General features: G+C 34.8%; 13 protein-coding genes and 1 pseudogene. 11 read left to right on the plus strand and 3 right to left on the minus strand.

Features of this window, described 5'->3' with window-relative positions:
- Nucleotides 1-8 precede the first annotated feature (8 nt).
- From NST98_RS17005 to NST98_RS17025, 5 genes are all read left to right on the plus strand, one after another.
- A complete protein-coding gene (locus NST98_RS17005; RefSeq protein ID WP_340715622.1) occupies nt 9-1,316 on the plus strand; it encodes an MFS transporter in 1,308 nt (435 codons plus the stop codon).
- A 76-nt stretch (nt 1,317-1,392) separates the two neighbouring features.
- Entirely contained in the window at nt 1,393-2,295 is a 903-nt protein-coding gene (locus NST98_RS17010) for a chemotaxis protein (protein ID WP_016838268.1), read from the plus strand.
- 177 nt (nt 2,296-2,472) lie between these two features.
- The gene (locus NST98_RS17015) at nt 2,473-4,020 is read left to right on the plus strand and encodes a Ppx/GppA family phosphatase (RefSeq protein WP_340715623.1); all 1,548 of its coding nucleotides are present in this window, start codon (nt 2,473-2,475) and stop codon (nt 4,018-4,020) included.
- A complete protein-coding gene (locus NST98_RS17020) occupies nt 4,020-6,197 on the plus strand; it encodes an RNA degradosome polyphosphate kinase (RefSeq protein WP_340715624.1) in 2,178 nt (725 codons plus the stop codon). The genes NST98_RS17015 and NST98_RS17020 overlap by 1 nt, the downstream gene beginning before the upstream one ends.
- Before the next feature lie 97 nt (nt 6,198-6,294).
- Complete coding sequence (locus NST98_RS17025) at nt 6,295-7,935, plus strand: putative bifunctional diguanylate cyclase/phosphodiesterase (RefSeq protein ID WP_016838271.1); 1,641 nt, start codon at nt 6,295-6,297, stop codon at nt 7,933-7,935.
- A gap of 195 nt (nt 7,936-8,130) precedes the next feature.
- Here the strand turns inward: NST98_RS17025 and NST98_RS17030 are convergent, their stop codons facing one another.
- Complete coding sequence (locus NST98_RS17030) at nt 8,131-9,405, minus strand: ISL3 family transposase (RefSeq protein WP_340714763.1); 1,275 nt, start codon at nt 9,403-9,405, stop codon at nt 8,131-8,133.
- A 409-nt stretch (nt 9,406-9,814) separates the two neighbouring features.
- Here NST98_RS17030 and fadH point away from each other — a divergent pair, with 409 nt between their 5' ends.
- The 5 genes from fadH to NST98_RS17055 all read left to right on the plus strand — a co-directional run bounded on the left by fadH (nt 9,815) and on the right by NST98_RS17055 (nt 13,134).
- A complete protein-coding gene (fadH, locus tag NST98_RS17035; protein ID WP_340715625.1) occupies nt 9,815-10,582 on the plus strand; it encodes a 2,4-dienoyl-CoA reductase in 768 nt (255 codons plus the stop codon).
- A 79-nt stretch (nt 10,583-10,661) separates the two neighbouring features.
- Complete coding sequence (locus tag NST98_RS17040; protein ID WP_232019915.1) at nt 10,662-10,910, plus strand: short-chain dehydrogenase; 249 nt, start codon at nt 10,662-10,664, stop codon at nt 10,908-10,910.
- Nucleotides 10,911-11,020: 110 nt separating this feature from the next.
- Nucleotides 11,021-11,467 carry a cyclic-di-AMP-binding protein CbpB gene (cbpB, locus tag NST98_RS17045; protein ID WP_016838274.1) on the plus strand — a complete coding sequence of 149 codons (447 nt, stop codon included), beginning with the start codon at nt 11,021-11,023 and terminating at the stop codon, nt 11,465-11,467.
- 90 nt (nt 11,468-11,557) lie between these two features.
- Nucleotides 11,558-12,448: a LysR family transcriptional regulator gene (locus NST98_RS17050; protein WP_096550548.1), complete on the plus strand. Its 891-nt coding sequence runs from the start codon at nt 11,558-11,560 to the stop codon at nt 12,446-12,448.
- A 536-nt stretch (nt 12,449-12,984) separates the two neighbouring features.
- The gene (locus NST98_RS17055; RefSeq protein ID WP_340714173.1) at nt 12,985-13,134 is read left to right on the plus strand and encodes a hypothetical protein; all 150 of its coding nucleotides are present in this window, start codon (nt 12,985-12,987) and stop codon (nt 13,132-13,134) included.
- Between the two features lie 72 nt (nt 13,135-13,206).
- On the opposite strand, the gene NST98_RS17060 is transcribed toward NST98_RS17055, so the two are convergent.
- Nucleotides 13,207-14,382, minus strand: coding sequence for an MFS transporter (locus NST98_RS17060; RefSeq protein ID WP_340715626.1), 1,176 nt, complete (start codon nt 14,380-14,382; stop codon nt 13,207-13,209).
- 442 nt (nt 14,383-14,824) lie between these two features.
- On the opposite strand from NST98_RS17060, the pseudogene NST98_RS17065 reads away from it, so the two are divergent.
- Nucleotides 14,825-15,156 (plus strand): annotated as a pseudogene (locus NST98_RS17065) (GNAT family N-acetyltransferase).
- A 120-nt stretch (nt 15,157-15,276) separates the two neighbouring features.
- Here NST98_RS17065 and NST98_RS17070 read toward each other — a convergent pair.
- The gene (locus NST98_RS17070; protein ID WP_340714232.1) at nt 15,277-15,420 is read right to left on the minus strand and encodes a hypothetical protein; all 144 of its coding nucleotides are present in this window, start codon (nt 15,418-15,420) and stop codon (nt 15,277-15,279) included.
- Nucleotides 15,421-15,666: the final 246 nt, after the last annotated feature.

The following is a 15,666-nucleotide window of genomic DNA, read 5'->3' on the forward strand; positions in this document are numbered from 1 at the left end:
CGATATTTTTGATTAAAGGCCAAAACCTGAGGAAGAGGAATCAATTTGCATTATATTGTTCCCTTCCAATTCTTTCATGGGCATTGTACGATTTTGCGAATACGATTTTTTCATCCAATATTAATACGGTTTTTTTTCCTTTTTATATGGATGAAGTGCTTGGAACAGATAGAGTGATGGAACAGGTTGCAAGCTCCTTTATTTCTTACGCCAATGCTTTTGCAAGTCTCTTTTTGGTGCTCTTTTCTCCGCTTTATGGTGTTTGGATTGATCAAACAGGTTATAAAAAGAGATTTATCGTTTGGTTTGCATCTATCTCAATATTTTTTACATTTATGATGGGAATTTTTGCTCAACTGGATGTTTCAAGTTATTTTTCAGGATTGCCCCTCAGTTTGTGTTTCGTTGTTCTTAGTTTTATCATTGCAAAATTTTGTTTTAATTCCAGTTTAGTGTTTTATGACACGATGTTAGGAGATCTTGGCACAAGTGAAGAGATACCATTAATTTCAGGATTTGGTGTAGCTGTCGGTTATTTAGGAACGATAGTAGGGTTATCGATATACTTTTTCGTAGCTGATGGTGGTTTTCATCGAGCTTTTATTCCAACGGCAATTCTTTATCTTATATTTTCCTTACCATTATTTTTCTTTATTAAAGATCGCCCAATCCCTAAACATCAAAGAAAAAAGTTTGGATTTTTTAAAGGATATAAAGAAATTGTCGATACTTTTAAAGATATGAAAAAATATAAAGCAATTTTTACTTTCATGATTGCTTACTTTTTCTTAAACGACGCCATTGCAACGACAATAGCGATGATGGCAGTCTACGCAACAGTGATTGTTGGTTTTACTTCTGGGAAATTTATAATTTTATATTTAGTAAGTACCATATCTACTGTGATTGGGTCTTTCATTTTTGGCAACATTACAAAAGCAATTGGTGCCCGAAAAGCTGTTGCAATCGTAAGCATCATTATGATTATCGCTTTAATAATAGCGGTATGTGCTACACAAGAATGGATGTTTTGGATTGCGGGAAGCATGTTCGGTGTGTCACTTGGTTCCATGTGGGTAACCTCTAGAACATTGATTATTGAATTATCACCGGAGGAAAAACGTGGTCAATTTTTCGGTTTGTTTGCTTTTTCAGGAAAAGTTTCTTCTATTATTGGCCCAGCGTTATATGGAACGGTGACGTTCATGCTAAAGGATTATGGACCCCTTGCATCAAGAATTGCTTTAGGTTCTTTAATTGTATTAACGATTATTGGTTTAATTGTTCATTTGCAAGTACAGCAGGAGCAACATTAAATTTAAATTATTACTATCTGAATTTATAGAAAAGTTATATTATTATATTTAGTTATATAGGAAGGAATGATGATAGATGGAGCAAAAAAGTATTTTACTAGAATCAGGAACCAACGAATTAGAAATTGTTGAATTTGAAGTAGGAAATAATAAATTTGGAATCAATGTAATAAAAGTAAAAGAAATCATACAGCCACTTCCTGTCACATTTATTCCTCATGCTCATCCGCATATAGAGGGAATTGTCCAGTTGCGAGGAGAAGTATTACCGGTTGTCGATATGTTGAAAGTGTTAGGAATACCAAATGCCTCTTATAGTGATCAGCAAAAATATATTGTTGCAGAATTTAATAAACAAAAAGTGGTATTCCATGTGGATAATGTTACACAGATACATCGTATTTCTTGGAATCAAATTGAAAAGCCTTCAGATATGTATCAAGGAAGTTCTAACCAAGTTATCGGTGTCATTAAAATAGGTGAATCAATGATATTATTACTTGATTTTGAGAAAATAATGGTTGATATTAATCCAGATTCCGGAATTAGCATGGATTCTGTAAAGAAACTTGGAAAGAGAGAACGATCAGAAAAAAGAATCATCGTGGCAGAAGATTCACCATTATTGCGTAAATTGTTAAATGATACATTAACAGAAGCAGGGTATGTTAATTTAGAGTTTTTTGAGAATGGTAAAGAAGCTTTTGAATATCTGGAACACTTATTAGAAACGAATGATGATATTACGAAGCATGTACAATTAGTGGTAACGGATATTGAGATGCCACAAATGGATGGACACCATTTAACAAAAAGAATAAAAACTCATTCAGAGCTACAAAAGTTACCGGTTATTATCTTCTCAAGTTTAATTACCGATGATCTTCGCCATAAAGGGGAAAGAGTTGGTGCAGATGATCAAATTTCGAAACCTGAAATTGGAGATTTAATTTTAAAAATTGATGAATTGATTTTGTAACATAGCACAATTTTAGGTATCCATCAATTCAATAGCTTTTTTTCAATTCACATTTGTCGGATGCCTTTAAAGGCTCCGACGTTTTTGATTAATTTTTATTCGTTGAACCAACATTAAACATATGACAAAATATTCTTAAACTTAGAATTCGTATATAGAGAGTAGGGATTTTATTCGGTGAATGAAGTAAACATGGCGGTTATAGATATCGGTTCGAATACAATTCGCCTAGTGCTATACAGATATAGTCATGAAAAAGGATTACGTGAAATTGGAAATATGAAAACGGTTGCTAGGCTAAGGAAATATATTCAAACTGATGGATATATGTCTGAAAAAGGCATTGAGGTATTAAAAAATACGTTAATTTCGTTCAAGGAAATAATGCAAGATTACGGTGTGACGACCGTAAAGGCTGCTGCAACAGCTGCTATTCGACAAGCAAAAAATAATCAAGAAATCCTTTTACAAATGGAAAAAGATACGGGCATAAAAATCGATTTATTATCGGAAGATGAGGAAGCCTATTTCGGATATTTAGCAGTCGTTCATTCGATGGAGATCCCTTCTGCCGTTACAATTGATATTGGTGGAGGTTCAACGGAGATTACGTTGTTTATAAATAAAGAATTACAACATTCTATAAGTTTTCCTTTTGGTACTGTATCGTTAAAACAAAGTTTTGTTACCGGTGATAAAATAAACGAAAAGGAAAAATATCAACTATATCAAAATATAAAGAAATATTTTGAAAATGTAGCATGGTTAAAAAATGTTAAATTACCAATTGTGGGGATTGGTGGCAGTGCTCGAAATCTCGCGCAAATTCATCAGCATCTAATTGATTATCCGATATCTGGCGTCCATCATTATGAAATGAATGAAGAAACGCTAAAAAATTTGAGTGGTTACTTAGGAAAACAATCTTTTGAACAATTAAAGCAAATTGATGGATTGTCTTCCGATCGAGCGGACATTATTGAAATTGCTTTAGTCATTTTTAAAACTTTAATGGAAGTTGTGGATTCGAATTCATTTTACATTAGTAAAAGAGGATTGCGGGAAGGGTTAATCATGGATATCGTGATGAAATCGAATCCTGAAGTTTTTCAACCCTTTAACGTATTTGAAGATTATGCGAATCATCTAGCATTCAAATATGGGAGAACGGAGGCTGAAGTAGGTACATTAGTTACATTGATAGAGAATATATATATAGAAAGTTGTAAATGGAACTTATTTCAATTTAATGAAGAACATCTGAATTTACTAAAAAAAGCAGCAAGAGTATTTTCAATTGGAGATTATATCGAATTAGATTCATCGAATCAACACACTTTTTATCTAATTGCCAATCAATCTATTCCCGGATTAAACCATAAAAATCGGGTAAAAATTGCATTGCTTGCATCTTATAAAAACCGAGATTATTTCAGACGTCTTAGTCAACCGTTTCTGACATGGTTTACCCGTGAAGAGTTAAAAATTTTGCGGAATTTCGGTGCTTTATTAAAATTTGTATATTCCTTAAATAGTTCAAAAAGAAATATCGTAAAAAGTATTAAAATGGAATTACAAGAAAAGGATATCATTACTCTATTTGTTGTTGCGAAAGGGCGTGCAGTGGCAGAAATCCATCGAGCACAAAGCCAAAAGAAGCATATTGAACGATTATTTAAGAAGAGGGTAAAAATTGAGTTAATCTATGAAGGGTGGAATGAGTAATGACAGATGAAACAGGGCTGAACTCTCCTGAAAGGGAAAATCTTATAGATAATCATAAATTAACGGATATTGATAGAAGGAAAATATTGGATGAAATATCGAAACCTGAGTATTATAATAACCGTGAATTAAGTTGGTTAGCATTCAACGAACGAGTATTAGAAGAAGCGGAAGATGAAACAAATCCATTACTGGAGCGGTTGAGATTTATCGCAATCTTTAGTTCGAATTTAGATGAATTTTTTATGGTGCGTGTGGCTGGACTTCAAGACCAAGTTCGCGCGGGATTTCATAAACCGGAAAATAAAGCGGGCTTAACGCCCAAGGAACAATTGGAGAAAATTGCTGAAAAAACACAAGCGCTTGTTCGTAGGCAAATGGAAGTTTTTCGTCATTTAATATTCGAGCTATTGCCAAAGGAAAATATCTACTTAACAGATATCAAATCATTATCGAAAGAACAGCAGCAATATATCAATGAAATGTTTGAAGAAACCATTTTCCCTGTACTAACACCCATAGCAGTAGATGCTTATCGCCCTTTTCCTACATTACTTGGAAAAACGTTAAACTTGCTTGTTTTGTTAGAAGATACAAAAGTGTTAAGCGAGTTTAACGAAAAAGTAGCTATTATACAAGTCCCATCTGTATTAGATCGCTTTATTGAAGTACCCGCAGGCCCTGATCAAAAAGTATTTGTTCTATTAGAAGATGTCATTACTTCACATGTAGATCGACTATTTTATGGCTATAATGTGAAATCGGTACAGGCTTTCCGATTAACGAGAAATGCTGATTTAACAATTCATGAAGAAGGCGCTCAAGATTTACTCGTTGAAATCGAAAAGGAATTGAAAAAAAGAAAATGGGGAATTGGAAGCCGTCTTGAAGTTCGCGATGGAGAAATGAATGATGACGTTTTAGAATATTTATTAGAAGAATTTGAAATTAGTGAATCCGATGTTTTTAAAATTGATGGCCCTCTTGATTTAACGTTTTTATTTAGTTTTGTGAAGAAGTTGTCTCAAGGAAGAGAGCATTTATTATATGAAAGTTTTATTCCTCAACGTCCATTAGATTTAGAGTCTGATGAAGATATTTACGAAAAGGCGCTAGAAAAGGATTTATTTTTTCATCATCCATATGAATCCTTTGAGCCTATTGTGGAATTTATTACAGAAGCGGCGAATGATCCGACAGTGTTAGCAATCAAACAGACTTTATATCGAGTAAGCGGTAATTCACCGATTATTCAAGCTCTAAAACAAGCGGCTGAAAATGGGAAACAAGTGACAGTTTTAGTAGAGTTAAAAGCACGTTTTGATGAAGAAAACAACGTGCATTGGGCGAAGGAGCTGGAACAATCAGGTTGCCTTGTGATTTATGGAATGCATAACTTAAAAACCCATTCAAAAATAACCCTTGTAGTTCGACGGAAAAATGGAAAAATAGAGCGTTTCGTCCATTTAGGAACAGGGAATTATAATGATGCGACAGCTAAAACATATACCGATATGGGGATTATTACAACGGATAAAGAGTTTGGTATAGATGCAACGAATTTCTTTAACTATTTAAGTGGTTATACGGAAAAGCCTAGGTTCCACCATATTGTCGTATCACCTTATGATATTCGTGATAAATTTATTGAAATGATTGATCAAGAAATTGAGTTTCATAAAAAATATGGAAATGGATTCATTCGTGCAAAAATGAATGCGTTAACTGACAAAGATTTAATTATGAAATTGTATGAAGCTTCCATAAATGGTGTTAAAATTGAATTACTAATACGAGGTATTTGTTGTTTGAGACCTGGTATACCAGGCATTAGTGAAAATATTACGGTTACTAGTATCGTCGGTCGATTCTTAGAGCATTCGCGCATTTATTGGTTCCATCATAACGGAGAAAATAAAATTTATTTATCTTCAGCCGATATGATGACTCGGAATATGGTGCGTCGAGTGGAAATACTATTCCCAATCTATTCTGCTGAAATTAAACAACGAATAATGCATATTTTTTCAACACAACTAGCTGATAATGTAAAGGCTCGTGTTCAAGATTCAACAGGAAAATTTCGATATAAGGAACGTAAAGAAGGCGAGCCGGTAATCAATAGCCAGGAGCTATTTATTTTAGAAGCAACTAGTACAGTCATGATGGAGGAATAAGAACTGTATTGAATGCATGGTGTAGTTTAATTGAATAAATGACCGGACACATAAACTACACCTTTTTATACATTTACATAGTAATGGAGGAACATCGATGATCAACTTTCCAGCCAATACAGAAAAAGATTACTTACAATATGTCATGAAACTTAACCCTTTTAATGCGATTGTCATATTAAAACAGTTAAGGGCTGGAAAATTTTCTGTAGAAATGATTAATTCCAGTGCTTACAAATTAACGCCTAATACTTTTGAAAAAGGGATGGACGCTGAACATTTTTTTGAGCTATTAAATTGGAATGAAATCAAAAAAGTGATATTAGAAAAGCAAGAGAAAATTCAATACATAACAATGAATATGGATGAAGAATTGCAAATGTATGTGGAACCGATTAAGTTTCATGACGAATTGTATTATGCGGTCATCATGAGTCAAGGGAAGGAATTTAGCTATATATCGTTTATTGATGAAAATACAGGATTGCTAAATCGAAGAGCATTAAATTTTCGTTGGGATGAGAAATATCGTAACTATAATCATGATATGAATCTATCAATTTTATTGGTAGATCTTGATCGCTTTAAAAAGTATAACGAGTCGTTAGGAAAACAAAATGCAGATATAATGATTAAGCAAATTAGTGAGCGATTTAAGCGATTAAAAGGAAAAAACATTGAATTATATCATTATAATGGTGATGAATTCCTTTATTTAATGAAGCATTATCTTCGAGAAGAAGTGGAACTTCTTGCTAACCAAGTGTTAGAGGAGTTAAAAGTACCTTTTATTATAGATGGACAAGAATATTTTGTAACTGCATCCATTGGGATTGCTACATTAAATTCTGAGCAAAAAAGAGATTTTAACTCATTGTTGCATCAAGCAGAACAAGCACTATTTTATGTGAAGACTCATGGCCGTGCTCATTATCGTTTCTATCGTGAAGAAATGAGTAAAGATTTTAAAAATGAAGTGCTGATGGAAGCTCATTTAAAACGGGCGATCGAGTTTAATGAATTATCCATCCACTTGCAACCGCAAGTAAATTATTTAACGAATGAGATTGATAGTTTTGAAGCTTTACTCCGTTGGAACAACCCGAAGTTTGGTTATGTTCCACCATCCCAATTTATTCCTTTAGCTGAATCAAGCGGTTTAATTATTGAAATAGGAGATTGGGTGTTGGAACAAGTTTGTAGTTATCAGCGAGAATGGAGAAAAAAAGGATATCGTCCTGTAAGAATTGCAGTAAATATTTCACCAATGCAATTTAAACAACTAAACTTCCCGAATAAAATTGAATCCGTATTAAAGAAGTACGAGGTTGACCCACAATTTATTGAACTGGAGATTACAGAAAGTTCAATGGAAAATGTAGAAGAAACGGAAGAAATATTGAAAAAGCTAAAAAAGCTCGGTGTTTATGTATCTGTAGATGATTTTGGTACAGGTTATTCTTCTTTAAGTTATTTAAAAAAATACCCGATTGATATCATCAAAATCGATCAATCTTTTATTTCGGATATTAACAAAGATGAAAAAAATGAAGCCATAATAAAAGCGATTATTTCTTTATCACATCATTTAGGGATGGATGTGGTCGCAGAAGGTGTGGAAGAAAAATATCAAGAATTATTTTTAAAGGAAAATCGTTGTAAAAAAGGACAAGGTTATTTGTATAATAAACCGATGCCGGTGGAAGAAGTTATTAAAAAATATTTAGAATGTAAATAAATGCAATTCGTTTAGGATTGCTACATAGCTTCCAATTTCAATATCCCGAATAGTGACATGATCGCTATTCGGGATTATTCAAACTTCCATTGTTGAAATAAAAAGGTTCTTTGTCAAATGGTGTTGGTGAATAAATTTTAGTGACATTATTTGGTAATATGTAATCGGATGGCTTAGGGGAAATTCGAGGTTCCCCTAAGCTGTTTTTATTTTCGCTAAGTTTTGGGTAATGAATATTCGGTTTCTAAAGTGATAGAAGGATCGATAACCGAAAGAAATGCGTTTAATCACTTTGATTTTGTTATTAATCCCCTCTAAAATGCCGTTATTATAATCGTACTTTAGCGTATTCTCGACATAATTGATGTATTTGTTGATTGTCTTGATGGCGGTTTTCATATAGCTGGAAACGATATTTTGTTTATTCTCTAATGTTTTCTTTAGGAGCTCAAAGTCTTTGGTTTTGATGTAATGTCGAACGTATTGGTATAACTCATAGGACGCTTTTAATTCAGAATCTAAATCAATGAGATAGTGGAGAATCTCCACCTCACACATATGCTTTTTAAAGCAACGATGATATTTATAGTTCTTATAATCAAGTTTTGTTTGATCTTTCAGAAGGAGCTTCCAGTATTTTTTCAATTTATTGTAATTCTTTTTATCCCGATTCATGACGTTGATGCGCGTTTTGTTTAAAGCTCTGCTAAATAGTTGGAGGATATGGAATTTGTCGAGTACGATTTCCGCTTTAGGGAAAACTTCTTGGATTAAGGAAATATAAGGGCTATACATATCGATGACAATCGTTTTTACCGCATCTCTCGCCTTCTTGGAATACCGTAAGAAATACTCTTTGAGGACAGATAATCTCCGGTCCTCCACGATATCCACAATCTCCCCCGTTTCAGAGTCGCAGAAAATAAAGGACATCGCTCCAGCTGCGGATTTCACTGATTTAAACTCATCAAAACACAAATGCTTTGGAAGGTAGTGAACATTTGGTTGATAGTAGCTATAAAAGCTGTCAATGACACGACTGACAGTGGCATGAGAAACATTATGTTTCATCGCAATATCTTTTTCGGATATTTTATCTTTGGCGTTTAAAGCAATCGATACTTTGGTATTGTTGGAAATACAACAGTTTTTAGCCACGACGCTCGTTTTTAAAGTAAACGTGGAATGACAATGTTTACAGAAATAACGCTGTTTACGCAATTTTAAGTAGGTATGAAAACCTGAAATGCTAGGCATTTTAATGAGAGACGTTTTAAAACCGTGTTTAATGATTTGATCATCGAAGACATGTCCACAAGCATAACAAGCTTTTGGTTGATACGTTAACGTCCCATGAAAGACTTTCGCTTTTACTTTTTTGATTGTTTCGGTAGAACAAAAATTTTCATCAAATGTGATATTTTTGTCTTTTATATTGAGTAGGTTTCGTATAGAATGATGGTGAGACATGTGACACAACTCCTTTGGAAAATGTGTTTTGGCGATTACATTTTACCAGAGTTTTGTCACTGTCTCATTTTTTTTGTTCAAAAAAATTGGTGCTGGTTTATACTCACCAACACCAAATATTATAGAGCCAATAAAAAACAAAGGTAAGTAAAGATTACTTTTCTACCAATCAAATACAATCTTCGACACTACATATGTCGAAGATTTTGATAATTGAAATAATTTCAAGAAAACAAAACCTAGAAAATATTATACAACAATTATACTAAATGTTAAATATGTAAAAATATAGAATATTTATTTTTATTTAAAAAATAGCAAAAGTTGAATTTTCGACAAACTTCGCACTTCTTTTCTTGTACAATAGAGATGAATGGTTATTCATTCATATACGATGGGAGGAATGTTTATGTTAAACAATGAAACGATTATCGTAACAGGCGGCTCTAGTGGAATGGGACTGGCTATGGCAAAAAAATTTGTGCAAGAAGGTGCTAATGTCGTTATAACTGGTCGAAATGAAGAGCGTCTTGAAAAGGCAAAAAATGAGATTTCACAGTTTGGCAATACAATTGAAACGTTTCAGATGGATGTTCGAGATGTGGAACAAGTAAAGGCAACGGTTCAATATACCATTCAACGATTTGGAAAAATTGATGGATTAGTAAATAATGCAGCAGGAAACTTTATTGTTGCAGCAGAAAAATTATCGCCAAATGGTTGGAAAGCGGTTATTGATATTGTTTTAAATGGAACATTTTATTGCTCACAAGAAGTAGGAAAATATTGGATTGAACAAGGGGTAAAAGGAAAAATTTTAAATATGGTAGCCACATATGCTTGGCAAGCAGGTGCAGGGGTCGTTCACTCCGCAGCAGCCAAAGCAGGAGTATTGTCATTAACTCGTACTCTTGCTGTTGAATGGGGACACAAATATGGAATACGTGTAAATGCCATTGCACCAGGACCGATTGACAGAACGGGTGGTGCAGAAAAACTTTGGGAATCAGAAGAACAAGTAAAACGCACGATTGAATCCGTCCCTTTAAAACGTCTAGGTACACCAGAAGAAATTGCGGATTTGGCAGCATTCATGTTATCTGAAAAGTGTGCCTATATGAACGGAGAATGTGTAACGTTGGATGGCGGCCAATGGCTCAACCAATTTCCATTTTAATTGAAATCTGTCGTTTTTATTAAGAAGAATAAAAAATAAAAAAAAGAAACATACTCTTCTTAAGACTAGAAGGGAGAGTATGATGATGGGTGGATGGACCATTCCGACAATTATTGTAGGCTTAATTATTGTTGGTGTTTCGTATGTCATGACTGTAAGTGTCATGAAGAAAACAGAAGAGCGAGCTTCCGCTATGGATACACCTATTAGTAAAACTGTTCGAGAACATCCAATTTTAATGAATCCAATCATTATTATGTACATTATTTTCGGTATATTTACTGGTATCATGATTTTTTACTATTGGGCAAAATCTGCTTCTTATTAAAACAAAAAATCCTTCAACCCAAAAATTCATGTGTCATTGTCATGGTCATAAAACTGTCAAATATGATATGATAGTGGTAACTGGGGTCCTCATGGAAGGGGTTGAAGGATTTGATTTCAACAAAGACAAGAGCCTTTTTGGAAACGCCGATTAGTGATTTTATTATTCCGGCAGAAAAAGTAGCTCATGTTTTAGTTGGAAATAGTGCTGAACATGCATTGTTAGTTCTTACTAAAACAGGTTATTCTCAAGTACCGGTATTGGATACGAAGTTTCGAATTCATGGTTTGGTAAGTTCAAAGATGATTACCGAATCAATACTTGGGCTAGAGCGGATTGAGTATGAAAAATTAGCTCATATTAAAGTTGATGACTGCATGGATCGAAATGTCACATATTTAAAAATCGATGATACGATTCAAAGGGCATTAGATTTAGTCATTAACCATGCCTTTTTATGCGTTGTAGATCATGAAGGCACTTTTGCAGGGATATTAACGAGAAGAGTGATTTTAAAGCAATTAAAAAAATATATTTATCAAGTATTAGATTATTAATTGAACAATCATCGGCAAAATCCATGGATGAAAAGGATTTTGTCGATTTTTATTGAATTTTTATGTATCGTATTTTTTTGGAGTGATTGGATGACAACGACAGAAGCAGAAATTATAAAAATATTAGCGGAAGAACGAAATATGCGCAAGGCAGCAGAACGGCTATTTATTACACAACCAGCGTTATCTCAACGATTGCAATCGATTGAAAAATATTGGGGTACTCAATTATTCATTCGTTCTCAAAAGGGATTGATGCCTACACCTGCAGGAGAATTAGTTATTCAATATGCAATTGAGACATTGCAAAAAAAAGAAGAAGTTTTTGAAAGGATTCAAGCTCTAGATTCAAAAGTGCATGGTACATTAAAAATCGCTTGTGCCTCCATCGTTGGAATTAACTGGTTACCAAAAGTGTTAAAAGAATTTGTCACAACTTATCCAGATGTTAAAATTTCATTAATTACCGGTTGGAGTTCTGAAATTGTGAAAGCTCTTTATGATGGGGAAGCCCAAGTTGGTATTGTCAGAGGCCAGTCAGAGTGGAAAGGGAAAAAGATGCACTTATTCCGCGATACAATGTATCTAGTAGATAAAGAAATTGAAAGATTAGAAGAAATTTTAACGACGGAACGGCCATTTATTCAATTTAAAAGCGATTCGAATTATTATCAAGAAATTCAAGTTTGGTGGCAAGGACACTTTGCATCTAGCCCTAAAAGACAAATCATTGTAGATCAAATTGAAACATGTAAGCAAATGGCGCTCAATGGTATTGGATATGCGATTTTACCTTCTATTACATTGAATGGAGGAGAAAATGTAAATAAAATTGCATTAACATCTGGAGATACAGATATTGGGCTAACTCGGGATACTTGGCTGATTGGTTATGAATCCTCCTTCCGATTACGTCAAGTGGAAGCTTTTGTTGAAGTAGTGAAAAAACATGCTGATTCAGTAGATGAGTCCCAACGATAATTTATTGATGAAAAACAATGGCGAAATATGAACAATAGTATGTATTTGAAAAACTAATTCTCAATAAACAAATAAAGAGCGAATGGAACGATTTTATTCCATCCGCTCTTTTTCGTGCGCCCGGCATGTACATGAACTATAGGGTGTAAGTCCCGAACCCCGAAGACAGAAGTAGAGGTTAGCCAAGAGCAAGGGTGTCCGTGGTGACGCGGAATCTGAAGGAAGCTGGAGGCAAAACACCGGTCCGAGGAACACGAACCTCATATAAGGCTAGGTATGATTGAGTGAGTTTGCGAAACAAAACAAAGCTCTTTCTGTCGAAGGTCATATCGAGTAAATGAGGCGGATAGATGGTGTGAAAGTGCATGTACTTACCCGGGGAGGTCTGGCGGATAGGTGAAGTACGCTTCATAACCTACTTAGTGATAAGTAGCTGAACCGTCAGAAGTCAGCAGAGGTCATAGTATTAGTTGGTCTAGAACAACTGAGAAGGACCGAACAATTAAGAGAGAATAGCCCTTGGCATTCAGTGAGTCATGATGAACACAGAAAACGTAGTACCTCACTTGAGGAAGGAAGCGGTGAATCCCGTGGAAGACCTCTTGGAGGGTGGAGTGACCACTGGCATAAAGAGAACAGCTATTCACGGAAGTTATATAAAGACTTGCGTCAATCATCTTAATTGAACCGCCGTATACGGAACCGTACGTACGGTGGTGTGAGAGGACGGGAGTTAATCGCTCCCTCCTACTCGATTATTAATATTCTTCATTTGCTTTCAATAATTGTGGTGCTTTTTTCATTGTCCAAAGGTGAGCTAATATGTAACAGGCAAATAAGATGAATGCACCAAGAATAAATGGTGAAGATAATTTCCATTCAAGCATTATTCCTGCGAGGGCGGGACCAACCATATTACCTAAACTCATATATGCATTATTCATTCCAGCGGCAAAACCTTGCTCAGCCCCTGCCAATTTCGAAATTAATGTGTTGACTGCTGGCCGAATAAAAGTTGTGGCAATTTGGAAAATAGACGTAATGGTAATAATAATGAAAAATCCTTTTATATACACCATACCAACCATGGAAAGGGCAGCAATAATCAAATTGACTAATATAACTTTCATCTCACCGAATCGTTTAAATAGCTGGTCGACAATATATACTTGTAAAATTACACCAAGAAAACCCCCGATTATCATAACGATAGCGATATCCATAGGCGTATAGCCAAATTTATAAGTTAAGTACATAGACAACGTCGATTGGAAATTTGCGATACCAAAACTAAAAACAAAGACGACTAATAACATGACGAAGTAGGGCGTATGAAGGGAACGTAATAATTGTTGAAAGATGTTATCTTTCCCTTTTGTTATTAATCGTTCTTTCTGTTGTTGTTTAATATTCGGTAACACGATAAAAGAAACGATGGCCGCTATTAAAGCAACAATCCCTCCAAAATAAAAGGGAAAATGCAAATTCACTTTAGCTAAAAATCCACCAATTCCTGGCCCAATCATAAATCCAAGAGAAATAGCTGCTCCGAGAAATCCCATTCCTTTTCCCCGTTCTTCCACTGTTGTAATATCCGCTACATAGGCCATCACCGGTGGCATGATGAAGGCAGCACCTGCTCCTGACAAGAAACGGGCAAAAAACAGCATCCAAATTGCTTTTGCTATACCGAAGAAGATTTGTGAAAATCCAAAAATGATTAATCCCAAAATGACAAAGAATTTTCGTCCATATAAATCCGATAAATTCCCCGCAATCGGCGAAAAAATAAATTGGGCAAAGGCAAAATCAGCAACTAAAAATCCGAGGATGATACCCCCAACTCCAAAAAGATCCAGGTAGGAAGGTAACACCGGAACCACCATTCCAATGCCACCCATTGTAATAAATAAGTTAAACATTAACATAAACATGACCAACTTTTTCTTTCTCTGTGACATTCCGATCACCTTCCATTTAATTCAAAAAACTTACTATGAAATAATGAACTATTTTATCATATTACAATAAGGAAAATATAGGAGAAAGAATTTTAATCAATCGATTATTTTAACAATCTGCTATATAAATATAAAGCAATCACTGTATCTGCCTCCTCTGAACAGCGTAGTTAAAATTGCTAAGCATGATATTTACAACAGAAAACAGTAAAATTTTATATGGTCCAACCAATTGTGAAGGTGGACATATTATTATTTATAACCTTTTGGCATTTTACTTCCTTACTTAATTTAAAAGGGGGATTTTATGTTAAATAACAATGAAAATCCGCCAATGGATTTGTTGTTATTGGCGGATCCTTCTGTGGACAATGTGGAAGAATATTTAAAAAGAGGTGAATGTTATGTTGCGTAAATGAATCATCAAATTGTAGGAGTTTATGTCCTGCTTGCGACAAGACCCAAAACGATGGAAGCCGTGAATGTTGCTATTGCTGAAAACTATCAAGGAAAAGGAATAGGAAAACTTTTGGTTATGCATGCAGTGAATACAGCAAAAGAAAAAGGTTTTAAAACAATTGAAATGGGAACCGGAAACTCAAGCATCTCCCAACTAGCTCTTTATCAAAAATGCGGTTTTCGAATTGCCGGTATCGACAGAATTATTTTATAAGGCACTACGATATAGAGATTTTTGAAAATGGCATTCAATGCAGGGATATGATTCGGCTATCCCAAGAATTATAGAACGACTATGAGAAGAAAAAGATTATATTAATAAAACCCTGAAAAAATCGAGTAGGAGGGAGTGATTAGCTCCCGTCCTCTCACACCACCGTACGTACGGTTCCGTATACGGCGGTTCAATTAAGATAATTGACGCAAGTTTTCATAACTTCCGTGAATAGCTGTTCTCTTTATGCCAGTGGTCACTCCACCCTCCAAGAGGACTCCCACGGGATTCACCGCTTCCTTCCTCAAGTGAGGTACTATGTTTTCTGTGTTCATCATGACTCACTGAATGCCAAGGGCTATTCTCTCTTAATTGTTCGGTCCTTCTTAGTAGTTCTAAACCAACTAATACTATGACCTCTGCTGACTTCTGACGGTTCAGCTACTTATCACTAAGTAGGTTATGAAGCGAACTTCACCTATCCGCCAGACCTCCCCGGGTAAGTACATGCACTTTCACACCATCTATCCGCCTCATTTACTCGATATGACCTTCGACAGAAAGAGCTTTGTTTTGTTTCGCAA

The organism is Ureibacillus sp. FSL W8-0352 (assembly GCF_038004345.1).
Classification (GTDB): domain Bacteria; phylum Bacillota; class Bacilli; order Bacillales_A; family Planococcaceae; genus Ureibacillus; species Ureibacillus thermosphaericus.